The following is a 23,295-nucleotide window of genomic DNA, read 5'->3' as shown; positions in this document are numbered from 1 at the left end:
GCACTGCCCGCAAGGTCTAAAAGGCCTCGTCCCATCGCGCAGGGCGATTCAGCCGGCCGAGGTATTGAAGGATTAGAACATGGCCGCCAACGGTTTCACGATCGACGCACTGTCATCCCTGTTCGCCGCTGCGCGAGCGGGCGACATGTTTAGCTTGGACGCACTAGCGAAGCGTCAGGCGAAACTGTGCGCTCGGCTGGCAAAGTTCAGCCAGCGCCATGTCGTTGAAATCCTTGCCGGGCTTCTTACCCAGCCAGCAAACCATGCAGCCACTTTGCGCATCGAGGCGCTCATCCACCTCGCTGTCCTCAACTGCAAAGGCACTGTGAAGCCCACGCTCTTGCAGATTAGGGAATGGGTGAACGAGATTCTCCTTAAGGACGGCATAGGCGCAGGCGAAGACCCGGTCGAGGACGTGTTCAGTTCGGTAGTGCCGTCATCGTCCGGTAGCGCCACGATCCTCGAAGGAGCATGGCAAGATAACGGCTACCATCTGGCGCGGATCATGGGTGCGCTATTGCCATTACGCGAGGAGGCTTGGGCGAACGAGGCGATGCAGTCCGTGATGTCGTTGCTCTATCTGGGCGAGGCAATGGCGCAAAAGGCCGGAGTGACGCGATACACCCTAGCCGACTCCCAGCCAGTTTCGCGGGTTAGAGTTGCTCCGGGGAATGTCGAGGCCGGGGTGAAGGCCGTCAGCTTCAGCTTGCAAGAGATATTCGGGCTGGGTCTCGTCGCCCGCGACCTCGCGCCTTTCGTCGGCGATGCAAATGACCTGGCAAGTCTCGAAAGCGAGTCCCTGACAAACAGCTCGCTCGAACGGTTTCCCCTGCTGAGACATGAAGACGGTTGGTTGGTTATGCTTCCGACGGCGATCGGTGCGGCGGCGCGGCGGCTGATCCTCGACAAGGCAGCTGCCGCCGGCGCGCTTTCCAAACTCCAGGCCGAAATCGGCCGGGCCGAACTGCAGGACGTGCGGGGAATTTTGGCGGAAAACATGCAGTTGTCCAAGCAGGCTATTCTCCCTCTGCCGGCCGAACCGAAGCTGACAGTCGTCAAGGCGGAGTTCGATCTGGGCGGCTTTGCATTGATTGTGCTCGTTGCTGACGAGTTTTCGGAGGCGATGGGGACCGGCCTCCAGGGAATGAACGACAAGGACCTGGATCGCGGCGCCTCGGCCGTCTCGCAGCTCGAAAAGCAGCAGGCGGCCTCGTCCGATTATCGCCGGGGCTTGACGTTGATCGTCCATGGCGGTGTCGGGCGACGCGTCGCCATGGGTTTCGATGAAAGCCCTCCCGAGTGGCACCGTGTCAGTATCGGGCTCGGTGACGCGTTGCGGATGAGTTGGGACGCTGACTTCGACACCAACCGCGTGTGGAAGATAATCTCTCAGCAGGAACAGCTGCACGCACGGGGTTACGACATCCACAGCGTCGGCGACTTCATTAACCGCTACGGTTACCTAGAAGCGCAAGGATTCGATCCCGTGCGGCCGGAGATGTCGAAGGGCGCGTTTGCATTGGTGACGACACACTATGCGGCGGCGGTGCGCCACCGAGTCCGCAGTGCCCTTGACTATCATCTGGTTGTTGATCCGACCGTCAGTCGGTTCGTCGAGGTACAGCGGCGCTCCACGAGCTCGTATTTCAGGGAGATCAGCAACCTGCCGCTATACGTTGCGCCGTTTGACGCCCTCAACGGCGAGTTTCTTGCGGTAGTGGAAACCCCAAGCCGCGCTTGGTGGGTCGAGTTACCCATCGTCGATGGACCATATCGGGCGTTCTCAGCGAGAATCTGGGACGCGGCCCAGCGCTGGCTCGTATGGCTCGCTCTGAGGCTCGAGGAGTTCCTGCCCGGCCTGCCTGAACGGCCCATCCACTTCAAGCTGGAATTTCCCGATATCGATCGGCTGACCGATGCGGCGATGAGCGATGCAACTCCGCCAGAGCGTCCACAGTTCGAACTGGTTGACGGCGTCATTGCCATCCGATCTGGCGTCGCTTCACTGCGTGGCTACATGGACGCGACTAATATCGCAGAGAGGCAGTTGCTCGCCTCCATGGCCCTCGCGGCCTCGGAACTGGCGGGGACGCCTCAGGACGCGGAGTGGGGCGACCGCCTCGCCACGGAGGTGACCGGTTCGTCTCATGCCCGCTTCGCGCATGCAATTCCCGCTAACGACGCAACGGATATCGTCGGATCGTACCTGGACCTGCCGCCACCCCGCTTCGTGTTCGATGAGGACCGTAGCTGGGCTCATCTCGGACTGGCGTTTGACGCCGGAGCGAATGCGGCAGGGATGGTCCTTGCGGGCGATGTCGGATCACGGCTTCAGACAGCGGTGCTGAGAATCTGGGAGCGGATCAAGGACAAGCTTCAGAAACTGGACCGGCGCTCGATCGTCGTCAGGGCGCTGTTGAACCACGAGGCGATCGACAGGGATCGCCGGGAGTGGCAGCAGACCGCCGCCGCCTTACGGGCACTCCATGACGACCAAGCGGATGTACTGGCCGCGAACAACAAGGCCGAACTCAGAAGATCGGCTGCCGGCGTTGCGAGCCGTGCACTGGCCGAGATGGCGATCTGCACCTCACCGACCACGGGCGGCCGGCAGTGCACCGACATCGATCTCGATGACCTGATCGGCGAGGTCGCGGCGATGCTGGACTGTGCCGGGCAATGTGATGCCCATTTCTATGGGCTAGCCACAGGCCCACTCAGCGTTGCACCGAACGGCGACTTCCAGTTCGACAGGGGCTTTGGGGAAAACACCCACGTGCCCTATATGTTTGCCCAGGGCGACCGAGCCTTCCACGACGCCGCTGACTCGTACGCAACGTCGTTCGACGTCCCCGCCCCCGGTGCACCGCTGCCGTCGGCGCCGGTGATCGATCCGGGCCTTAAGATTGCGATGCGGGCCGAGTTCGGGATGGATTTGGAACATCTCGTTGCGACCTCACATGGCCTCGCCGAAATGGCGATCGAAGTAGGACAAGCCTGTTTCAGCATGCGCAAGAGCGAGTTGCTCGACTTCTTCCGCAAGATGGACGGCGCCGTTGATGCAGAGCGAGCATTTGCCGCTCTCACGCTGATACCGCGAGCAGAGTGGGGCGAGCGAAATCCGAAAGGCGCGTCGGCGCGAGACTGGCAGCCTTGGCGAATGAACCGAAAGCTGTCGCTGACGCGGCGTCCGCTCATCCAGATCGACGAGACCGATGACCCAGAAGTGATCGTAGCCTCTGCGCTCATTTCCAAGGTCGTCTTTCGCCTGTTCGGTCTTGTCGACGGTCGGCTGGGCGCCGAGATGTTCGACACCAAGGAGGTGAATCGCTGGCTCGGCAAGATCGTCAACGAGCTAGGCCATGCCTTCAACCATTCCGTCGCAGCGAAGCTGCAGGAAATTGGTCTTGATGCACAACCTGACCAACTGATGACGCTGTTCGGCGGCAAGAAGGAGCTGGGCGATGTGGACGTGCTGGCCTGGGACAAAAAGACCGGGACGGTCTGGGCCATCGAATGCAAAAGGCTGCTTCTCGATCGGACAATCGGTGAGATTGGCGAGCGCCTAGCCGATTACACCACCACGGGCACCCGTCACACGAAACGCACTCCGATCCAGAAGCACCTCGATCGTGTCGACTTCCTCAGAGCCAACCTTTCGGCCGTGGCGTCGATAACCAAAATCCCTGTCGAAGACATCAAGTTGAAAGCCGCGCTCGTGACCGACAAGATCGTACCCATGCAGTTCACCAACATGATGTCGGCCCTGGTAGATCGAACCTGCACTTTCCGCGATCTCGCCAAGCAGTTCGGTTCGTCGTGAGGCGGCGGCAGCCGAGGCATGCCAACGTCGCTATGGATGGGAAGCGCCCCCTACGCCGCACCACGGGTGTGGGGTCCCTGACCGCTTCGGGCCAAAAGCGGCCTTTAGATTAGCAGACCGCAACGGCCGATGCAGGGGTCGTGTCCCATCAGGTGGTGTAGCTCGGCGGTAGCGAAGCCGCTCACGAGCGCGCCGTTAGTAGCGCTGTAGCCAGCGAGCGGGGTGTGGGTGGTCATCGGCGCTTTCCGGTAGGGTTTGGTTGTTGACGCCAACCCATTTCGGAAGGACCACCGATGACCGACGACATGATGAACCTGCGCACGCTCCTGGAGAAGACCCCGGATGCCGATCTGCTGCGGGAGATGATCGGCTTTGCCGCCGAGCGACTGATGGAAATGGAGGTGGGCGCGGGCACCGGCGCCAGCTATGGCGAGAAGAACCCGCTGCGGCTCGCCCAGCGCAATGGCTACCGCGACCGGGACTGGGAGACGCGGGCCGGCACGGTCGAGCTGCGCATCCCGAAGCTCAGGAAGGGAAGCTACTTCCCAGGTTTCCTCGAACCGCGCCGCATGGCCGAGAAGGCGCTAACCGCCGTCATCCAGGAAGCTTATGTGCAAGGCATCTCGACCCGGTCGGTTGACGACCTGGTCAAGGCCATGGGTATGAGCGGCATATCCAAAAGCCAGGTCTCGCGGCTCTGCGAGGAGATCGACGGGAAGGTGAAGGCCTTCCTCGAGCGGCCGATCGAGGGCGATTGGCCATACCTGTGGATCGACGCCACTTACCTGAAGGTCCGCCGCGGTTGGGCGGATCGTCTCGGTCGCCGTTATCATCGCCGTCGGCGTCAACGCGGACGGCCGGCGCGAGGTACTGGGCATGGAGATTGGCACCTCGGAGGCCGAGCCGATCTGGACAGAGTTCCTGCGCAAGCTGACACGTCGCGGCCTGCGCGGCGTTAAGCTCGTCGTCTGCGATGCTCACGAAGGCCTCAAGGCGGCCGTCACCAAGGTGCTGTGCGCGACATGGCAGAGGTGCCGCGTCCACTTCATGAGGAACGTGCTGGCCCATGCCGGCAAGAGCGGCCGCAGGGTCGTCTCAGCCTTCATCGCCACCGCTTTCGCCCAGGAAACGCCCGAGACCGCGTCCGTACAATGGCGCGCCGTCGCCGACCAGATCCGGCCGAAGGTGCCGAAGCTGGCGACAATCATGGACGACGCCGAGCCCGACGTGCTGGCCTACATGACCTTCCCCAAGGAACATCGCGCCAAGCTCCACTGAAGCGGCCTCGGGCGGTTGCAAGATCATTACAATGTTCTTTCTGATATCCGCCCGGTAAGGCGCTTTTCGCCTAAGCACTAGGCGTTCTCACATTTTTTGTTCAAGAACAAGGCGTTTACACACTTGGCTACAAGCCGAAAGCGCCTTAACTGTGAACGTTTACATATGCGAAAGCGCCTAAACATCCTGCCTGCTGCGGATGGAAAAACGCTGACTGTAAAAGCCCGCCCAACCTTTCGGCGGGCGGGCCTTCCACTGTCGGAACTGGAGAGTGTCATGTCGACAGGCCCGACAGGTCGGAAAGGGGTCGCTGGTTAGCGGCGCGAGATCAGCAAGAAGAGCCGGCGCAGGTCACGATCATAGGTATCTTCGTTGCTAAGCACATCGACGCAGCGCTTCTTCATCCGAGTGACCTGGGCGTTCGACATATCGCCGACAACGCTAGCCAGATTCGGGTTGCTCGAAGCGGTCGGGTTGCTGGGGTTGGCGGCTGGATTGGTTCCAACGCCGACATTTACGTCGGTACCGACCCCGGTGACGACACCGACATTGGCGCCGCCGGTGCCGATGGAAGCAGTCGCTCCGCCAGTGCCGCCGACGGAGGCTCCGGCATTTGCCCCAGAACCGCCTAGGGATACGCTAGCCGTAGCGCCGCTGTTGCCGCCCACATTAGCGCTGGCGCCTCCGCTGCCGACGGATACCCCGCCGACGCCTCCGACATAATTCCAGCTGCAGTCGCTGGCATACAAAGAATTACGAGAACAGATCCGGCAGTCAGACTGCCCGTAAGAATTTCAAAAATTCTTGCCATAGTACGCCTCCTTGTTGCCATGCAAAGGATGGGACATTTTTTGGGATCTACGGACCCCATAGTGACGCACTAGAGTTGAAAAACAACTTAACGGCCACGAAAGATTCGTTCTTGGATCATTACTTGATAATTCTGGGGAGTCAGATATAATAAAATTTTACTTTGGCTCCTACGTGATTTTTCCATTTGTCAGATAATATCATTCCCTAAGCACCCCAGGTGCGGTGCAACAAGGTTCAGGGATCGACCGTCCGGCGATCAGTAAGCGGCTACTACCGCCGATCGGACATACAACGCTATATTAGCACCTTTTGACGAACCCGACCGGCGGGCCGAGCCAGAATCCCGTCAGCGCAAAACCTGCAAAATCGCTTCCGATGCTCGCCATTGACTAGCACGGAGGAAGTTCTGAGCGCCAAACACGGTGACCATCAACCCACGGCCGCTGGTAACTGTCGACGTCGAGCATTTCGCCTGGTTGAAAGCTATGTGGCGCCGAAGCGGAAGAAAACACTGCAGACCCCGTTTCCTAAAATCGTATCAGGGCATTAGCAGTGACGCCGAGCGGCCGCCGACCTATCGATTAACTCGGTCCGGAGCCAGAGCGTTATAAAGGAGCAAACACGCCAGAAGTGAGATGACGCTGCCTAGCAGTTGGTCTGCCGTCAGGCCGGAAAAATAAACGAGATCGAACGCCAGTACAGCCATCGCTCTAGCCACTCATGAATTGAAAAACCTAACGAGCTGGTCACCAAGTCCGGCCTGCTCAAGATCGCGCAACGTGTCCTTCAACTCCTTGCGCTTGTAGCGATTGATGATGCCGGCTTAGGTTGTGGCGGCATCTAACAAACATTCGACTCGCGCCTGCCATGACGACGACCCGCCGAAGCGAGCATCGCGAGCGCACAGGTTCAAATCCCCCAAGGCGTCCGTCGAGATTTGACAACAGACAGATGGCGCGGCGCGAGCTCTGACGCTGTACGACTGACGCAAGCGGCTCTCAGCCCTGGGCGTTGTCCTTGGTCCGTGTGAGGCGGCTTTCGCCTTCCTCCGGGCCGAAGCAGCTTTCGAAATCATTGCAGTCCCGGCAACTGGGGGAGCTGCACAGCGAAAAGCCTTCGGCCTCGCAGAGCTTTCGGTAAAAGTATTTTTTCCATTTCATGTTTTGGGTGTTGCCGGCCGCCAGCGTCGGAAAATGCGAGGCGAGCAGGCGGCCGAGGTCGCTTCGACTAAAGAGGCCAAGGTCTTGCCAGAGGTGGTCATTGCGCATGGCACGCCGGGCGGTGATCTTGGCGAAGCGGGCGCTTGCCTTGTCGTCGGGCCGGGCATGCGCCAGCAGCAGTCCGCGCAGAAGTTCTTCTTCCAGATCGGGCTCGGGCTCGCTCCCCTCTTCCAAGGCAAACGCGTTGATCGGAAAAGCAGGGAAACAGCGGGACAGGACATCGCGCAACTCGGCGCGCGAAAGTCCGGTTGCCTCCGTCGCCGTCGCCTCGCCGGCCTCGATCTCCTCGAGCGCACGTGAAAGCACACAGGCAAGCACATGCTGGTCGAACCTTCTCTCCAGCTGCGGCCATTGGCCGGTGCTGAGCCGGGCATAATGTTGGGCAAATATGGTGCGTTCTCCTGGTTTCGCCCTATCAAATCATGCAGAGACCCGGCCTGCCGCAACATGGGTCGGGCAGTCCTTCGGTACGGCACTCCGGGTCGCCTCGCGTCGAGTAGTTCGGCAATTCTCGTCTGGTCCATCGGCTCTGGCGCAAATTCTGTGATTCGAAGAGGTTCGCGAACCCCGGCCCTGCCGTTTGCGCCTCACGGGGAACACTGGCGCCGGAATTTGCCCCGCAGAGTTGGACGTGAACCGTGCGGGACAGAGGTCGCGTGCTGAGTGCGGCCACATGGTTCAAGCCGCCAGACTCACGGTTGAATGCCGTCTCATCCAGAGCGTCAGCGAGTGAGTTCCAGCGCACGTTCAGGACAGGATCGCGCGCCTCGTGATGCAGGCAGTTCCTCCCCTTCCGCAACTTCAATGTCACCAGGCAGGATGTAACCGTCATTATCGAGTTTAAAGATGTCCGGCGCTTGCGCCGCGCATCGCGCGTGGCCCTGGCATTTGGCCTTTTGGACGATGATGCGCATGGCGCTGCCTCCATTGTCTGTGCCCGGGCTCGGGGCGGGCCTAAGACCAGTCCAGGATCAAATTTTCGATCCCGAACACATGGCCGCCAGAAGTTATCGGCGCCGTACCCTGCTTGATCCTGAAAGCCGGGATGCGCGCCAGCCACTCCTCCAGGCCAATGACAATCTCGCGCCGGGCAAGGTGTGAGCCAAGGCAACGGTGGGGACCATAGCCAAACGCTGCGTGGCGGTTGTCCTCCCGCTCCAAATCAATCGTGTTGGGGCATTCGAATTCCGCCGGGTCACGATTGGCAATCATCGTGGCGCAGGAAACATAGTCCCCCTTCCGGATCGGCGCGCCTTCGAAGTCGATATCTTTCGTGGCCACGCGGATCAACTGAATGGGCGGATAGGCCCGCAGCAATTCTTCGGTTGCGAGCGGGATGCGGTCCGGTTCGCTCCGCAGCAATTGCTGATCTTTGAGGTTGCGTGCGAGGTACGCCAAGTCAAAGCCTATAGCTGCTGCGACCGTGTCGAGCCCAGCGACGAAGACAAGCACGCCGATGCCGCGGACTTGGGTGTCAGTCAGCCGGCGGCCCTCGACCTGTGCCTGCACTATAAAGGTCATGAAATCGTCAACCGCCTCATCGCGGCGCATGGCTGCAAGTTCGTCGATGAATGCCACGATCGTCCGGGCAGCCACAGGTCGTTCCTTATCGTCGCCGTGGAGCAGATCTTTCCCCCAGCCGACGAATGTATCGAGTCGGTCATCAGGCAACCCCAGAAAGCGAAGAAAGGTGCTCACCGCGAAAGGAAAGGCAAAATCCTTCATCACGTCGCAGCTTGTGCGCGACGCGGCGATCCTTTCGATCAGCTCGACCGCCCGTTCGCGGACAGCCGGTTCCAAAGCCAACACCCGCTTTGGCGAAAGCAGCGGATTAAGCAGTGAGCGAAAGACGCCATGGGCCGGTGGATCGAGCTCAAGCGGGATCGTCGGCCAGTTCTCACCCAGTATGGAGGAGAAGATGCTGCGATGGCTGGAAAAAGTCTCTGCGTCCTGCAGCACCTTCCGCTGGTCCGCGGCACGGGTGATGACCCAGGTACCCCGGCCATCTTGCGTGTTGTAGCGGGAGTAAAAGATCGGAGGCCCGTCATGTACGCAAGCGACAGCTGCGTGTGGATCCCCGTTGGGTGTTGGTGGCATCCCTGGCGATGTAAACAGGCTGAAGTCCCTCACCATTTCGGGCGGGACATGATCTGGAACGGGGTTGGTCGCCATTTTGTTTTCTCTACATTGGCGTTCATGGCTCAATTGAGATTGCACCGCTGTTCATAAAGTCGATTTCCAGCATGGGCACGTCTCTTGTCGGGCGCCTTCTAGATTCTGTCGCCTGATACAGCCCACCTGCACCAGCGCGGATGAGATGGGTTGCGAAGTCGATCAGAGGGGCATCTCCGCCGCGCTCCGGTCATGAAGCAAAGCGGCCGCTTCCCCGTTAGGGTTGAGAGACTGGTCAACCACCTCTGCCCTGCTGATCAAATTGTCGAAGCAAGTCGCGTGCCGGATAGGGTAGCCATGGCGGTGCACCAAGCAATGCCAGCCTGCGCTGGGTCTGCCGCTGATGATCACCTGTCCATCATTCTTATGACAACGTCCGACAACCGACATCCGTGGTCGGTTTTGTCGAGCCCGCGACATCGGGCTGTTCGGCTTGGCTGTTGCTGCACAGCCTGCCGGTCGACGAGCGAGTAGATCGCTCGCACGGCCCGGATTGAGCAATGACGCGATCCAGCGCAAGGATCGGGTGCGGTCCGAGAAGACCCGACGGCGCTTGCGCGAGACGATCGGAAATATCAAAAAGGTCAAGCCGCGCTTCGGTTCGGCGCTGATGGCGTATGCGTTTTATCGCTCGCAGGCGCTGCAAGGCTTTTCCGGCAGACGGCGATGCACTCGTGCGCACCGGTGCCGACCGGCGACCAGCTTGACTGTATAGATGCGGTCCATTCCGGCGTGCATCACCTGACCATGCGCATGCGCTACGACGGCATCCTTTCCGCTCATGGACCTAGATTTGCTCGCGAGCCGCTGTCGGAACGTGGTGCTGAGTCCTATCGCGGCCAATTCAATCCGAGGACCTGTCGGCAGTCAACACACCCCTGGAGGTCGGACCGGGAACGCGTGGCAGACTCTCGGCCAGAAACCGCCAGTCGCTGCCCTCGCGTTCGCCTTCCCTGCGCGTGCCGAAGAACTGGATGATCATCTTGCCGTCCGCGCCATAGGCTTCAATGGACGTAACGTGACCATCCCTCGTCGGCTTGCGCACGGCCCAGACCTCGCGGATGCGATGGGTCCTAAGATGCAGATGGAAGGTCTCTTCGAGCACATTGATCCGCGGCCCGATCTGCTTGACCGACCTGATCGGGCCGGAATGGATCTGAATGCAACCACGATTGCCGACAAAGCACATGATCGGCATCTCGTCTTCGGCCGCCTGTTGGAACAGGGCGCCAATGGCATCATTGTCGAGTAGCCAGGCGTCATCCTCGTCGGCCATACGCATCGCCTGGCAGCGGCTGAGCTTCAGTGTCTTCAACATATGGTAGAACTGATGCACGTCGCTTAGCCGGCCCCAGTGCTCGCGTAGGTCGTCGACCGTGGTGGCGTGGTCTGGACTCACTGCGTTATCGCGCGCCCCGCTCGCCTCGAGCGATATGATCGGCTCCTGGTCGGGGGATACAAGCTCTGCCGTCAGATCCTGACAGGCCTGCAGGTTCGAGGCGGGCGTGAGATGAGCTTTGTGCATCGCCTCGCCGGTGGCATCAAAGAATTGCAGGCTGCGGCGGATCTCGGCCCCCTCGCGCTTCTCGACGGCGAAGCCATACGCCCACGCTTTCGGGAAGATGCGCAGGTCGATCTCGTCGCCGAGCAGTATGGCATGCTGGTTGCCGGTGACCACTTTGCCGTAGACGCCAATCTTTTGGTGCACGGCACTTTCGTTGCTGGTGACCGCCATCACCTCGCCGACCGCTTCGAGGCCGGTCAGCAGATCATCGACGCGCGGCTCGATGCGCACCGCGCCGTGACCACAATGCGCCGCGACCAACTCGGCTTCCGAAATGCCCAATCGAGCGGCGAGATCATGCTCCCGGATCTTCGGATTGTCTTTGCACGCCCGCCGGATTTCGTCGGGCGACGGTTTCTCGCGTTGGTCCATGCTTACCCCTGTTTCTACGACGTGTGAGGATCATCTGCCCTGCCCGGGAATCTTCAGCCGATAAGGCGCGCCGAAATGCTCGATCCTGATCTGCTGCTGGCCCATGAACAAGGTGTCGCTGGACAGCGTGCGCACGGCGTCGCACCGATGCGAAAACCGGCGAGCAGCCACATGCCGATGGCATCCCATCGAGCCGGTCGGCGGCTACTGGGCGGTGGTGAGCCAGTATGGATGTTGTCGCAATCGGCCAAGCGGGCATTCGGATGCCACGAGCGGCGCTGCTTTGCCAACAACGCGTATCTGACCACGGTCCTGACATGTTACTCCCTTGCTTCGCCCCATCCATCGCGATGGCACCCACGGCATGGTTGTGGATCGGCATGCTCTTGCCGTCTCGCCAAACGGAGCTTCAAAAACCGTGCCAATTGCGCCGAGGCAAGCTCAGAAGAAGTTCTGTCCTTGGTGATGTGAGTTCACCCAAGAACTCAGGCCAACATCCCTCGTGCCGGACCCGACAAACCCGACAGCACGTGTCGATTGGCCGACACCTTATCAGCAATCAAGAGGCACCAGTGCGAGAGATGCCGCGCTGTGTTGAAACGTTTTTTGGCTTTGGCACGGTGCATGCAACGTGATGGGCAAGCAGGTCGCGGACTGAGGAGAATGGAGCCATGATTACGCTCACCGACAACGCTGTTGCCGCCTTCAAGACTGCTCTTTGCCGTGCCAGCGAGCCGGCGGAAGGCTTTCGCATTATGGTCGAGGCCGGCGGCTGCGCAGGCTTCAAATACTTAATGGGCCTGGAGAGCGTGTCGCGCGAGGGCGACGCGATCACTGACACAGATGGGGTCAAGCTGTTCGTGGACGCGGGCTCCCAACCCCATGTAGCCGGCATGACCGTCGACTTCCTCACCGGGCTCCAATCTTCCGGTTTTGTCTTCGATAACCCCAATGCGCGCGAAAAGTGCGGCTGCGGCAAGTCCTTCAGTTAAACGCCCGAAGCGCCCTGTGCGGCCGACAGAGTGATTTTGCGGCAGAGGAGACTTATATGGCCGGCACAACAGATGTCCCCGTCCTAAAAAACAAGACAAGGTCAAAGCCGATCTCGGGACCGCCATTCGCTCCCAGTAGGATTCAAAGAACGTCGCCTCCCGAAGCAGCTCGGTTCCTGGTGGCACCCGAGCTGCTTGCGGACAAATCGCGCCGCTGCGCCAAATTCGGCTCATCGGTAGCGTTATCGCGTTCGGGCGTCCTTACCTGCCGGCTGACCTACGGCCACTGCGAACATGTCCATATCGACGGAGATCCGGTTTACGTCAAACACTCCGGGCGCCTGCGCGCGCTGCCAGTTCAAATGATCATCAACGGCATGCGCCAGAGGCTCAACGAGTCGGTCTAGCGCTCGCGTCATTCTGTTTAACTGAGGATCGCACCTATGAAGCCTGTCTACCTCGACAACAACGCAACCACACGGGTCGATCCTGAGGTCGTGCAAGCGATGTTGCCGTTCTTTAGGGATCAATTCGGCAACCCTTCGTCGGCACACGCTCTTGGCGCCTCAGTCAGTGCGGCGGTGAGAAAGGCGCGGAGGCAGTTGCAAGCTCTGATCGGCGCGGAGTTCGAGGATGAGATCACTTTCACCTCGGGTGGGACAGAAAGCGACAATGCAGCGCTTCTTTCAGCGCTCGAGGCGGCGCCCAACCGAACCGAGATCGTGACGTCCGCGGTCGAGCATCCCGCCGTGCTGACGCTCTGCGCGCATCTTGAGAAGACCCGCCGCCTCAAGGTGCACAGGATCCCGGTGGATTGCCGTGGTCGGCTCGATCTCGACGCCTATATGGCCGCCCTCACCCCACAGGTTGCAATCGTGTCAATAATGTGGGCGAACAACGAGACTGGTGTGATCTTCCCCGTGGCAAGGCTTTCCGAGTTGGCCAAGGAAGTGGGCGCCCTATTCCATACCGATGCTGTGCAGGCGGTCGGCAAGCTTCCGATGGACCTGAAGTCGACCGCAATCGACATGCTGTCGCTCTCCGGCCACAAGCTGCACGGGCCGAAAGGGATCGGTGCGCTTTTCGTAAAACGTGGCGTCGATTTCCATTCGCTGATCAAGGGGGGTCACCAAGAGCACAACCGGCGTGCTGGAACCGAGAATACGCCCGGCATAGCCGGGCTCGGCACGGCGGCCGAACTCGCCTTGAAATTCATGGACGACGAGACCACACGGGTAAAGTCGCTCCGCGATCGCCTGGAGGGCGGGATCCTCCAGCGCATCCCAAGCACCTGTGTCACTGGTGATCCCTTGCAACGGTTGCCCAACACCGCAAACATCTCCTTCGAACATGTCGAAAGTGATGGAATTCCACTTCTCCTCAGCCGCATTGGCATCGCGTGTTCCTCTGGCTCGGCCTGCACCTCCGGCTCTCTGGAACCAAGCCATGTCCTAAGCGCGATGAAAACGCCACACGCGGCAGTCCGCTTCTCCTTGGCGCGGGACAACAGCGAAGAGGACATCGACCGGGTGCTCGAGGTCATGCCGGGAATCGTGGGGAAGCTGCGCAGCTTTTCCGGTTCTGGGCCGGGTAGTCCGGTCTATGCGTGAGCCGCAGAAGAACAGGCTGCCTGTCATGACCGGTCATGTCTCCCTCAACGATACGACCTTGCGCGATGGCGAGCAGGCGCCGGGCGTCGCCTTCACCACGACGGAAAAGCTGGAGATCGCTGAGTCTCTTGCGGCGGCTGGCGTGACAGAGATCGAGATCGGCACGCCGGTCATGGGCGTCGACGAGATGGAAACAATTCGCGCCGTGGTAGCGCGGCGTCTTCCGGTTCGGCTCATGGCCTGGTGCCGGATGACGTCGTTGGATCTCGATGCAGCGATCGAGAGCGGCGTCCAAGCGGTCAATTTGTCGCTGCCTGCGTCGGACATCCAACTTGCCGCCAAGCTCGGCCTCGACAAGGCGGGAGCGCTCCAGGTCATCGATCATATGGTCAGGCGCGCCGCCGATGCCGGCTTCTTCGTCGCGGTGGGCTGCGAGGATGCCTCGCGGGCCAATCGGGATCATCTCGCCCGCGTCATCGAGACGGCCGCACGCGCCGGCGCAAGCCGCGTGAGGCTGGCCGACACAGTCGGTGTTCTCGACCCGTTTTCGACCTTCGAACTTGTCGCCCAGCTCGTGGTGCAGTCTCCAATCGACCTTGAATTTCATGCGCACAACGATCTCGGACTTGCTGGCGCCAACACGCTGGCGGCGATCCGCGCAGGCGCGCGCCATGCCTCCGTCACCGTCCTGGGGCTCGGCGAGCGTGCGGGCAATGCCGCGCTGGAGGAGGTGGCCGCCGCAATGGCAGTCTTCGACGGCGCAGACACCGGCATTGAGCTGACCGCATTGCCCGGCCTCGCCGCCCAGGTGGCTTGGGCCGCCCGCCGGCAGACCGCAGCCACTAAGCCGGTCGTCGGCGCCGATGTTTTCACCCACGAATCCGGCATTCACGTCGCAGGGCTGCTGAAGGACTCGCGTACTTATCAGGGGCTCGATCCGACTCTCGTGGGCCGCTGCCGGCGGATCGTCATCGGCAAGCATTCCGGCGCCACTGCGATTGCCCATGTGCTGAGCGAAAGCGGTCGCGATCTCGACCCGGATCTGGCAGCCGCGATGGTGGCCCGCGTCCGACGCGAGGCGGCCGAGACCAAATCGACCCTTACTGCAACTCGACTGGTCGAGCTCTACGATGGAATGTGCAGCGAGGCATCCCTCATCGAGCTGTGCGGGTCCAAGTCAGCCGTGCGCGAGCACACAGAGGCCACAGTTTTGCGACCAGGAAGAATGCAATGAATTGTTCCGCTGACAGCCGCCCCATGGATGTCACCGACATCCTCGCACGACTGAAGCGCTTGTCGGCTGCAGAGGAATTCTTCTCAGTCCTAGGCGTCGCCTATGACCCGAAGGTACTGAATGTCTCGCGGCTCCATATCATGAAGCGTGTGGGCCAATACCTCGCCGAAGAAGATTTCTCCGGTCTGCCCGACCAGGTGATTGCCGCGAGGGTGCGCGCGACGCTCGAACGAGCTTACGAGGACTTTGCGATTTCCTCGCCGCTCACGCATCGGATTTTCAAGGTGCTCAAGGACCACGATCCGAACAAACCTGCCGCGCCGGGTCACACCTTTGTTCCGTTCGACTCGGTACTGAAGCGGTTCGGACGGGAATGATCGGCGACAAGGGTGCGACGCGACAATGTCGAGCAGCCGCCAAATGCGGTCATCACCACAGCGCCGTCAGAAGCAACCAGCCGAAGTTGTAGGAAAGGGGGAGCGCAAGAGACTTGGCACGAATAATGCGGACAAAGGAGATAACCGCAATGCCGGACCCGGACAGGAGCCTAGAGAAACCGCCAATGCACATCGTAATCTGCATCAAGCAGGTGCCGGACTCGGCACAGATAAGGGTCCATCCGGTCACGAACACGATCATGCGCCAGGGTGTTCCGACCATCATCAACCCTTACGACCTGTTCGCCCTCGAAGAAGCGCTCAGACTGCGCGACGCACATGGCGGCGAAGTCACTGTGCTCACCATGGGTCCGCCCATGGCAGAGGACGCGCTGCGCAAGGCGCTCGGTTACGGCGCCGACCGAGCGGTGCTCTTGACCGACCGCTATTTTGCCGGCTCCGACACGCTGGCAACCTCGTTCGCCCTTTCCCAGGCAATCGCGAAGATTGGCGAGACGTTCGGCACGCCAGACCTCGTCTTCACCGGCAAGCAGACGATCGATGGCGACACCGCCCAGGTCGGGCCCGGCATCGCCAAGCGCCTCGGACTCCTGCAACTGACCTATGTCGCGAAGATCCCTTCTGTCGACCTTGCTGCACGCGAGATCAAGGTCGAGCGCCGTTCCGAAGGCGGCACACAGATGCTGAAGAGCAGGCTCCCTTGCCTCATCACCATGCTGGAAGGCACAAACGAGATCCGCCGGGGCTCGATCCAGGACGCCTTGTGCGCCGCGCGCAGCCAGGTCTTGAAATGGAGCGCGGCCGACGCCGGCATTGAGGATCTCACCAAATGCGGCCTGCGCGGTTCACCGACGGTCGTCAAACGTGTTTTCGCCCCTCCTGCTCGAGCTGAAAAGGCGGCACAAATCGACACCGCCGAGAAGGCCTTGCGCGATGTCGCTGACGAACTCATCACCGCAATCTTCACCCGCCAGCCGGCGCTGGAACATGAGCTCGCCTTTAACGGCGGCGCGTGACGGCAAGGAGCAAAAACGATGTCGACCGCGAACGGAGAAACCCCTCGCCCTGCCGCCGGCCGCGCCGGCATAAAGAAGGAGTTGCCCGCCCATTTCAAGGACTACCGGCACGTTTGGGTTTTCATCGAGCTCGAACGTGGCGAGGTCCATCCGGTATCGTTCGAACTGCTCGGCGAAGGCCGCAACTTAGCAGACAAGCTTCAGGTCCAGCTTGCAGGTGTCGTGCTTGGACCGCCGGGAGAGGCCGTGGGGAACGCCGTTGCCGAAGCATTCGCGTATGGCGCTGACCTTGTCTACATCGCCGAGGCGCCCCTGCTCGCCGACTATCGGAATGAACCTTTCACCAAGGCGTTGACGGATCTGGTCGATACCCACAAACCCGAAATCCTTCTTCTCGGTGCCACCACACTGGGCAGGGATCTTGCCGGCTCCGTGGCGACGACCTTGCAGACGGGGCTCACGGCCGACTGCACCGAACTCGATGTAGATACCGACAGTTCGCTCGCCGCCACGCGTCCGACTTTCGGCGGTTCCTTGTTGTGCACGATCTATACGCTCAATTTCCGCCCGCAGATGGCGACCGTGCGGCCGAGGGTCATGCCCATGCCGCAGCGGACGGATAAACCGGTCGGGCGTGTCATCCGGCACAAGCTTTCGCTTGCCGAGGACGAGATCGCTACCAAAGTCCTCGGCTTCCTGCCGGACAATCAGTCGGCGAAGGCAAACCTTGCCTATGCCGACGTCGTGGTTGCGGGAGGCCTTGGTCTTGGCGCGGCGGAGAACCTGCAGCTTGTGAAGAACCTCGCACGAGCAATCGGCGCCGAGCACGGCTGTTCGCGTCCGTTAGTCCAGAAGAGCTGGATGCCAGCTGATCGGCAGATCGGCCAAACTGGCAAGACGATCCGGCCGAAGCTTTACATAGCGGCCGGGATTTCCGGCGCCGTCCAGCATCGGGTTGGCGTGGAGGGGGCGGATCTCATCGTGGCCATCAACACCGACCCGAACGCGCCGATTTTCGATTTCGCTCACCTCGGAATCGTCACCGACGCGATCCGCTTCCTGCCCGCACTGACGGAAGCCTTCACCCGGCGGCTGTCGCCCCACAGTCGCGATAAGCTTTCGAGCTAAGGGGATGGACATGATCGAGGAAAACTTCGACGCCATTGTTGTTGGGGCAGGCATGTCCGGAAACGCAGCTGCTTACACCATGGCCAGCCATGGCCTGAAGGTGCTGCAGTTGGAGCGGGGTGAATATCCGGGCTCCAAGAATGTCCAGGGTGCCATCATGTACGCGAACATGCTGGAGAAGATCATCCCGGATTTCCGGGATGATGCGCCTCTCGAGCGGCATTTGGTTGAACAGCGGCTTTGGGTGATGGACGACACATCCCATACAGGGATTCACTATAGGTCGGACGACTTCAATGAGGCGAAGCCCAACCGGTACACGATCATCCGTGCCCAGTTCGATAAATGGTTTTCGCGTAAGGTGCGCGCGGCCGGCGCGACCGTTCTGTGCGAGACGACCGTGACGGAACTCATCCGTGATGCCAATGACAGGGTGATCGGCGTCCGCACAGACCGGGCGGGCGGAGCCATCTACGCGGACGTGGTCGTTCTCGCAGAAGGTGTCTGCGGACTGCTTGGCACTCGAGCCGGCCTGCGCGAGATGCCAAAGCCGCAAACCGTGGCCCTCGCCGTCAAGGAAATGCATTTCTTGCCCGAAGAGGTCATTGAGCAGCGGTTCGGCGTAAAGGGCGATGAGGGCTGCGTGATCGAGGCGGTGGGCACGACCTCCCGCAGCATGGCCGGGCTCGGCTTCCTCTATACCAACAAGGAGTCCATCTCACTGGGCATTGGCTGCCTCGTCTCCGATTTTGCCGCGATGGTCGAGAGCCCCTACGTTCTCCTTGATGCCTTGAAGAGCCATCCTTCGATCCGGCCGCTGATCGCCGGCTCGGAAGTGAAAGAATATTCCGCACACCTCATTCCCGAAGGCGGCTACAAGGCTATTCCGCAGCTCTTTGGCGATGGTTGGGTCGTGGTCGGCGATGCCGCGCAACTGAACAACGCCATTCACCGCGAGGGTTCGAACCTCGCCATGACCTCCGGCCGCATTGCGGCTGAGGCAATCGTCGAGGTCAAGAGCCGCAACGGTCCGATGAACAAACGGAATCTCGCCCTTTACAAAGCCATGCTGGACAAGTCCTTCGTGGTCAAGGACCTGAGGAAATACAAAGACATGCCGGCCTTGCTCCACACCAATTCATGCAATTATTTCACGACTTATCCGCGGTTGATGTCGCAAGCTGCGCAGAACTTCATGCGTGTCGACGGCACGCCGAAGATCGAGAAGGAAAAGGCGACCACGGCGGCCTTCATCAAGGCGCGCTCGCGCTGGGGGCTGGTCAGCGACGCGGTCCGCCTTGCATTGGCGTGGCGCTGAGGGGAGACGAAATGACCAGCGCAGCGACGAAGTCACGTGTCGAGGACAAGCTTTACCAGAACCGCTACTTGGTGGATTCCGGCCGCCCGCACATCAAAGTGCGACCGCACCAGAAGCCGAGCGCGAATTTGCTCGCGCTGACCCACGTCTGCCCGGCGAAATGTTATGAGTTGAACGACAAGGGTCAAGTGGAGATCACTGCCGACGGCTGCATGGAGTGCGGCACCTGCCGGATTTTGTGCGGGACGACTGGTGAGATCGAGTGGAACTATCCACGCGGCGGTTTCGGAATCCTCTTTAAATTCGGATGACCGGCGCACGCATGCCCTAAGCAGATACCGCGCTCAGGGACTCTACGATATGTGAAGGTGCTGACCGCGCCAAGCGAGCTGGAGATTACGCTCGCCATACGCTGGGCAATTGTCGTGAACGTCCTGCCCACGTTTCTGCAGACGGGTGATGGAGAAGTCGTCGTCTGGACGCTGAAGGAGAGCCGGAGATTGCCGCCACTGCCGGCAACACCCACGCACCTCAATCAGGCACTCGCCGCCTCATACCACAGGCTGTACCAGATCGAGCGGATTGCGGCTGCCGGCCAGTCGCATCGGCGCCTCCGCAGCAAGGTATCTCCCCTTACGGCCGGCGTCCGAACCATGCCGCTTGTCGCCCGCATCTGACGGAACGCTAGTGGCTGATCGACGCGATTGACAAGGCCGGTTGGGTTTTGCCAGGGCGGCTCGTATCCCTGGCCTCACGCCCTGGATAATCGGCTACGCCCTGCGCCGGCATGGTATCAAGGTTAAGAAATTCGGGACGTCGTGATGACGTCAAGCGTAAGCAGCCCGGAGTGGTCTCGCTCACACTCTGCGCGCCCGAGGCTGCTAGCCTCGCGACCCTATTTGCCTGTCCACTGTCGTAAGCCCGACAGGTGTGTCGGAGCAATCCGAAGGAATGTGACACGGGAAGCCTATTCATGAACCGAAACAGCTCTTTGGGCTGGCATAGCTCTTGCGCTTTGAACTGCGACATCACGCAGCAACGGAGCCGTTCATGTCTGCACCGGCAATTTCGCTTGAGAGCCTCAGCACGACATTCGGTGACCAGTTGCTTGGCACCATGAAACTCGGGGGCTGCGCGTCTTCGACCTGCGGCTCGTCGGCAAAGCCCGACGACACGGATCCGGCTGTCTGGGAGAAGATCAAGGATCACCCCTGCTTTTCAGAAGAGGCGCATCACTATTTCGCGCGTATGCACGTCGCGGTCGCGCCGGGCTGCAACATCCAGTGCAACTACTGCAATCGCAAATATGACTGCGCCAACGAAAGCCGGCCTGGGGTGGCCTCTGAAAAGCTGACGCCCGATCAGGCGCTACGCAAGGTGATCGCGGTCGCCAATGAGGTGCCGCAGCTTTCCGTGCTCGGCATCGCCGGACCGGGCGACGCCTGCTACGACTGGACGAAGACGAAGGCGACCTTCGCCAGGGTCGCCAGGGAAATCCCAGACATCAAGTTTTGCATATCCACGAATGGGCTGGCGCTGCCCGACCATGTCGATGAGCTTGCTGACATGAATGTCGATCACGTGACGATCACGATCAACATGGTCGACCCTGAGGTCGGTGCAAAGATCTATCCTTGGATCTTTCACGATCATCGCCGCTACGTCGGCATTGAAGCCACCCGGATCCTGCACCAGCGGCAGATGTTGGGCCTGGAGATGCTGACCGCGCGGGGCATCCTCACCAAAATCAACTCGGTGGTGATCCCGGGCGTGAATGATGAGCATCTGATCGAGGTGAATAGATGGATTAAGGAGCGAGGCGCGTCCCTGCACAACCTTATGCCGCTGATTTCGGACCCGGCCCACGGCACGCACTACGGTCTGAGCGGGCAGCGCGGCCCAAACGCAATGGAGATGAAGGCTCTTCAGGATCGTGTCGAAAACGGCGCCCAGTTGATGCGCCACTGCCGGCAGTGCCGGGCAGATGCCGTGGGCCTGCTCGGAGAAGATCGTGGCCAGGAATTCACAGTCGACCGGATTCCCGGCGAGGTCACCTACGATGCCAGCAAACGCAAGGCCTATCGGGAGCTGGTCGCGGAGGAGCGCCGTGATCACGTCGAGGCTAGGAGAGAAGCGATCGGATTGGTCAAGGCAGCGAGCCCCGGCAAGTCCCTTCTCTTCGCGGTGGCGACCAAGGGCGGCGGCCGCGTCAATGAGCATTTCGGCCATGCGAAGGAATTCCAGGTTTATCAAGCCTCGCTGAAAGGGATCAGCTTCGTCGGGCATCGGAAGGTGGACAAGTATTGCCTTGGCGGCTGGGGCGCAGAAGCCGCCCTCGATGGCGTCATCGCAGCGCTTCAAGGCATAGATATCGTGCTGTGCGCCAAGATTGGAAATTGCCCGCAGGATCAGCTCGCGGAGGCTGGAATCAGAGCCACCGACGCCTGTGCCCATGACTATATCGAGACAGCAATCAGCGCGATTTACATCGCCGCATCTGGGACCCCCACACTCGCGGCGACGGCCTGAGCTGTCTCATTCATTCGGACCAGGAGTTAAAATGGCTTTCAAGATCATCGCATCCCAATGCACCCAATGCGGCGCCTGCGAATTCGAATGTCCTTCCGGCGCGATCAAGTTCAAAGGCGAGAGCTACGTGATCGAGTCACAGAAGTGCACCGAATGCGAGGGGGTCTTCGATGCGCAGCAATGTGCCTCGGTATGTCCGGTGCCGAAGACCTGCGTTCCTGCGTAACGGACATTGGACTGCCGACATGGTTGGGGGCTGCCTACGCAGGACGCCTGGAACGCCTTGTTCGCAATCTCAGCCACAAGAGAAATCAGGGAACGGACATGTCGCTCGGACGCGAAGAGGAGATCGAGATCCGCAGGCCTCCACGATTCATGCCGGGAGAGCGGGTACGTGCCACTCGCCACATAAAGAATGACGGCACCTATCCTGGCAGGGAGATCGGCGAAAATCTCGTGCGGAAGGGGGACGAGGGATATGTGCGCGACATTGGCACCTTTCTCCAGCAGTTCTTCATCTATGCGGTCGAGTGGATCGACCGTGGCACCGTAGTCGGTATGCGAGCGCGTGAACTGATGAGCCTCGATGAGGCCGAGGCGCCCTGCAGTGCTGAAAGCAATACCAATGAAGGGACGGCCAGATGAAAGTCATGATCCGCAGGACCGATGCTGGTTTGTCAGCGTATGTCCCCAAAAAGGACCTCGAAGAGCCGATCATCAAACTCGAGAAGGAAGAGTTGTGGGGCGGAACGGTCACGCTCAGGAACGGGTGGCGGCTCCTCCTACCCGATCTCCCACATGATACGCGTCTGCCGATCACCGTCGAGGCAAGGAAGATTTCCGAAGAGGGCTGATGCTGCCCCTAGGTGCGTCGCGAGGAAACGAGATGAACACGATCCTGACATCGGGCCACCTCGTCATTGTGCGGGACAGTTTTGCTGAAAAGCTGCTTGACCTGGCGAAGGAAGCGCTCGCCGCCGATGAGGTGATCCCCTATCTCGGTCCGGCTCTTCTTGAGTTGAACTGTGTGGAACCGCCTGTGCCGCATACCCCGGAGGTTGTTGCCGCGGCACTCAATGCACGGGCTCCAGCCCCTTCCAGGATCCGCACCAATATGTGGTCGGTTGCACAGTTCATCGAACAGCGCCGGCATCGCCGGACGCTTCAAGCTTGGATGACCGACATATTCGCAGCGCCGGTGGGGCCGACCCCCTTCCACGCCTGGCTCGCAAGGCTGCCACTCTCCCTCATCATCGACAGCTGGTATGACAGCGCGATGCGCACGGCTCTGGTAGAGACCGGTCGAACGGACGTCCTTGAGATACAAGGCGTCACGCGCGCGAATGAAATCGGCAACATTTGGACGAAAACCTACGATTTGTCCGGGAGGGAGCTCGACCCCCGATTGGGGGCCAAGACGGTTCTCTATTCACCTCACGGGAGTATTACGCCCGCGCAAAACTTTCTCGTCGCAGATTCCGACTACGTCGAAGTCCTGTCCGAAATTGATATCCAGACACCGATCCCAGACGCTGTGAAGGAACGGCGCATCACCCGTGGATTTTTCTTCGTTGGCTGCCGCTTCAACGATCAGATGCTGCGCACCTACGCCAGACAGATCATGAAGCGCTCCCGCGGTCCCTATTGCACCGTAATGGACGCGGAAACCCTGACCAGAAACGAAGCGCGTTTTCTTGCGGCAAGCGGAATCACGGTGATCGACATGCCACTAAGTCAAGCGGCGGCTCGGCTTGTGGGAACGGGCACGGCTGCAGGTTGAGGACGGGATTAACAATGGCGGATGCCTTTGATGATGTCTGCTTCGGCT

At 60.5% G+C, this 23,295-nt stretch carries 23 protein-coding genes and 1 pseudogene; 17 read left to right on the top strand and 7 right to left on the bottom strand.

Translation table 11 applies throughout. The annotated features are described in order from the left end of the window. Window positions 1-79: 79 nt before the first annotated feature. Together NKI96_RS21145 and NKI96_RS21140 are read left to right on the top strand one after the other, a co-directional pair. The gene (locus tag NKI96_RS21145; RefSeq protein ID WP_352805919.1) at window positions 80-3,823 is read left to right on the top strand and encodes an anti-phage protein Upx-like protein; all 3,744 of its coding nucleotides are present in this window, start codon (window positions 80-82) and stop codon (window positions 3,821-3,823) included. 293 nt (window positions 3,824-4,116) lie between these two features. Then, window positions 4,117-5,098, top strand: a pseudogene (locus NKI96_RS21140) (IS256 family transposase); the annotation flags it as partial. Between the two features lie 317 nt (window positions 5,099-5,415). On the opposite strand, the gene NKI96_RS21135 reads toward NKI96_RS21140, so the two are convergent. From NKI96_RS21135 to hemP, 6 genes are all read right to left on the bottom strand, one after another. Further along, complete coding sequence (locus tag NKI96_RS21135) at window positions 5,416-5,769, bottom strand: hypothetical protein (protein ID WP_352805917.1); 354 nt, start codon at window positions 5,767-5,769, stop codon at window positions 5,416-5,418. A gap of 1,143 nt (window positions 5,770-6,912) precedes the next feature. Next, window positions 6,913-7,524, bottom strand: a complete 612-nt coding sequence (locus tag NKI96_RS21130) for a nitrogen fixation protein NifQ (RefSeq protein ID WP_352806065.1) — start codon at window positions 7,522-7,524, stop codon at window positions 6,913-6,915. A gap of 332 nt (window positions 7,525-7,856) precedes the next feature. Then, window positions 7,857-8,048 (bottom strand): ferredoxin, encoded by a 192-nt coding sequence (locus NKI96_RS21125; RefSeq protein ID WP_081725572.1) that lies wholly within the window; start codon window positions 8,046-8,048, stop codon window positions 7,857-7,859. Between the two features lie 40 nt (window positions 8,049-8,088). Further along, entirely contained in the window at window positions 8,089-9,306 is a 1,218-nt protein-coding gene (locus NKI96_RS21120) for a cytochrome P450 (protein WP_023727121.1), read from the bottom strand. 844 nt (window positions 9,307-10,150) lie between these two features. Then, window positions 10,151-11,242 carry a hemin-degrading factor gene (locus NKI96_RS21115; protein ID WP_352805915.1) on the bottom strand — a complete coding sequence of 364 codons (1,092 nt, stop codon included), beginning with the start codon at window positions 11,240-11,242 and terminating at the stop codon, window positions 10,151-10,153. Between the two features lie 30 nt (window positions 11,243-11,272). Then, a complete protein-coding gene (hemP, locus tag NKI96_RS21110) occupies window positions 11,273-11,377 on the bottom strand; it encodes a hemin uptake protein HemP (protein WP_023685012.1) in 105 nt (34 codons plus the stop codon). Window positions 11,378-11,913: 536 nt separating this feature from the next. On the opposite strand from hemP, the gene NKI96_RS21105 reads away from it, so the two are divergent. From NKI96_RS21105 to nifW, 5 genes are read left to right on the top strand one after another with little or no spacing between them, the layout of a single operon-like run. Further along, complete coding sequence (locus tag NKI96_RS21105) at window positions 11,914-12,234, top strand: HesB/IscA family protein (protein ID WP_023672207.1); 321 nt, start codon at window positions 11,914-11,916, stop codon at window positions 12,232-12,234. Between the two features lie 56 nt (window positions 12,235-12,290). Continuing rightward, on the top strand, window positions 12,291-12,641 hold the full coding sequence (locus tag NKI96_RS21100) for a hypothetical protein (RefSeq protein WP_156940485.1): 351 nt from the start codon (window positions 12,291-12,293) through the stop codon (window positions 12,639-12,641). Window positions 12,642-12,677: 36 nt separating this feature from the next. Then, window positions 12,678-13,844, top strand: a complete 1,167-nt coding sequence (nifS, locus tag NKI96_RS21095; RefSeq protein WP_023685015.1) for a cysteine desulfurase NifS — start codon at window positions 12,678-12,680, stop codon at window positions 13,842-13,844. A 25-nt stretch (window positions 13,845-13,869) separates the two neighbouring features. After that, window positions 13,870-15,078 carry a homocitrate synthase gene (gene nifV, locus NKI96_RS21090; protein ID WP_352805912.1) on the top strand — a complete coding sequence of 403 codons (1,209 nt, stop codon included), beginning with the start codon at window positions 13,870-13,872 and terminating at the stop codon, window positions 15,076-15,078. Next, window positions 15,075-15,455, top strand: coding sequence for a nitrogenase stabilizing/protective protein NifW (nifW, locus tag NKI96_RS21085; protein ID WP_023687348.1), 381 nt, complete (start codon window positions 15,075-15,077; stop codon window positions 15,453-15,455). Before nifV ends, nifW begins: the two co-directional genes overlap by 4 nt. Window positions 15,456-15,507: 52 nt before the next feature. On the opposite strand, the gene NKI96_RS21080 is transcribed toward nifW, so the two are convergent. After that, window positions 15,508-15,717, bottom strand: a complete 210-nt coding sequence (locus NKI96_RS21080; protein WP_023708822.1) for a hypothetical protein — start codon at window positions 15,715-15,717, stop codon at window positions 15,508-15,510. On the opposite strand from NKI96_RS21080, the gene NKI96_RS21075 reads away from it, so the two are divergent. The 10 genes from NKI96_RS21075 to NKI96_RS21030 all read left to right on the top strand — a co-directional run bounded on the left by NKI96_RS21075 (window position 15,641) and on the right by NKI96_RS21030 (window position 23,247). Then, on the top strand, window positions 15,641-16,492 hold the full coding sequence (locus NKI96_RS21075; protein WP_023672212.1) for an electron transfer flavoprotein subunit beta/FixA family protein: 852 nt from the start codon (window positions 15,641-15,643) through the stop codon (window positions 16,490-16,492). The genes NKI96_RS21080 and NKI96_RS21075 overlap by 77 nt on opposite strands. Before the next feature lie 18 nt (window positions 16,493-16,510). Next, complete coding sequence (locus tag NKI96_RS21070; RefSeq protein WP_023685019.1) at window positions 16,511-17,620, top strand: electron transfer flavoprotein subunit alpha/FixB family protein; 1,110 nt, start codon at window positions 16,511-16,513, stop codon at window positions 17,618-17,620. 10 nt (window positions 17,621-17,630) lie between these two features. Beyond that, window positions 17,631-18,938 carry an FAD-binding protein gene (locus NKI96_RS21065; RefSeq protein WP_023712672.1) on the top strand — a complete coding sequence of 436 codons (1,308 nt, stop codon included), beginning with the start codon at window positions 17,631-17,633 and terminating at the stop codon, window positions 18,936-18,938. 11 nt (window positions 18,939-18,949) lie between these two features. Next, the gene (locus NKI96_RS21060; protein WP_023806340.1) at window positions 18,950-19,249 is read left to right on the top strand and encodes a ferredoxin family protein; all 300 of its coding nucleotides are present in this window, start codon (window positions 18,950-18,952) and stop codon (window positions 19,247-19,249) included. 51 nt (window positions 19,250-19,300) lie between these two features. Further along, window positions 19,301-19,615 (top strand): hypothetical protein, encoded by a 315-nt coding sequence (locus NKI96_RS21055; protein WP_023672216.1) that lies wholly within the window; start codon window positions 19,301-19,303, stop codon window positions 19,613-19,615. A gap of 373 nt (window positions 19,616-19,988) precedes the next feature. Further along, entirely contained in the window at window positions 19,989-21,467 is a 1,479-nt protein-coding gene (gene nifB / locus NKI96_RS21050; RefSeq protein ID WP_352805909.1) for a nitrogenase cofactor biosynthesis protein NifB, read from the top strand. A 31-nt stretch (window positions 21,468-21,498) separates the two neighbouring features. Beyond that, on the top strand, window positions 21,499-21,693 hold the full coding sequence (locus tag NKI96_RS21045; protein ID WP_023672218.1) for a 4Fe-4S dicluster domain-containing protein: 195 nt from the start codon (window positions 21,499-21,501) through the stop codon (window positions 21,691-21,693). A gap of 98 nt (window positions 21,694-21,791) precedes the next feature. Further along, a complete protein-coding gene (locus NKI96_RS21040; RefSeq protein WP_023672219.1) occupies window positions 21,792-22,112 on the top strand; it encodes a nitrogen fixation protein NifZ in 321 nt (106 codons plus the stop codon). Next, window positions 22,109-22,321: a putative nitrogen fixation protein NifT gene (nifT, locus tag NKI96_RS21035; protein ID WP_023672220.1), complete on the top strand. Its 213-nt coding sequence runs from the start codon at window positions 22,109-22,111 to the stop codon at window positions 22,319-22,321. Before NKI96_RS21040 ends, nifT begins: the two co-directional genes overlap by 4 nt. A 32-nt stretch (window positions 22,322-22,353) precedes the next feature. Then, window positions 22,354-23,247, top strand: a complete 894-nt coding sequence (locus tag NKI96_RS21030; protein ID WP_352755917.1) for an SIR2 family NAD-dependent protein deacylase — start codon at window positions 22,354-22,356, stop codon at window positions 23,245-23,247. Window positions 23,248-23,295 lie beyond the last annotated feature (48 nt).

Source organism: Mesorhizobium sp. M0292 (assembly GCF_040321695.1).
Lineage (GTDB): Bacteria > Pseudomonadota > Alphaproteobacteria > Rhizobiales > Rhizobiaceae > Mesorhizobium.
Note: the sequence above shows the minus strand (reverse complement) of the source record. Positions and strands in the feature narration are given on the sequence as shown.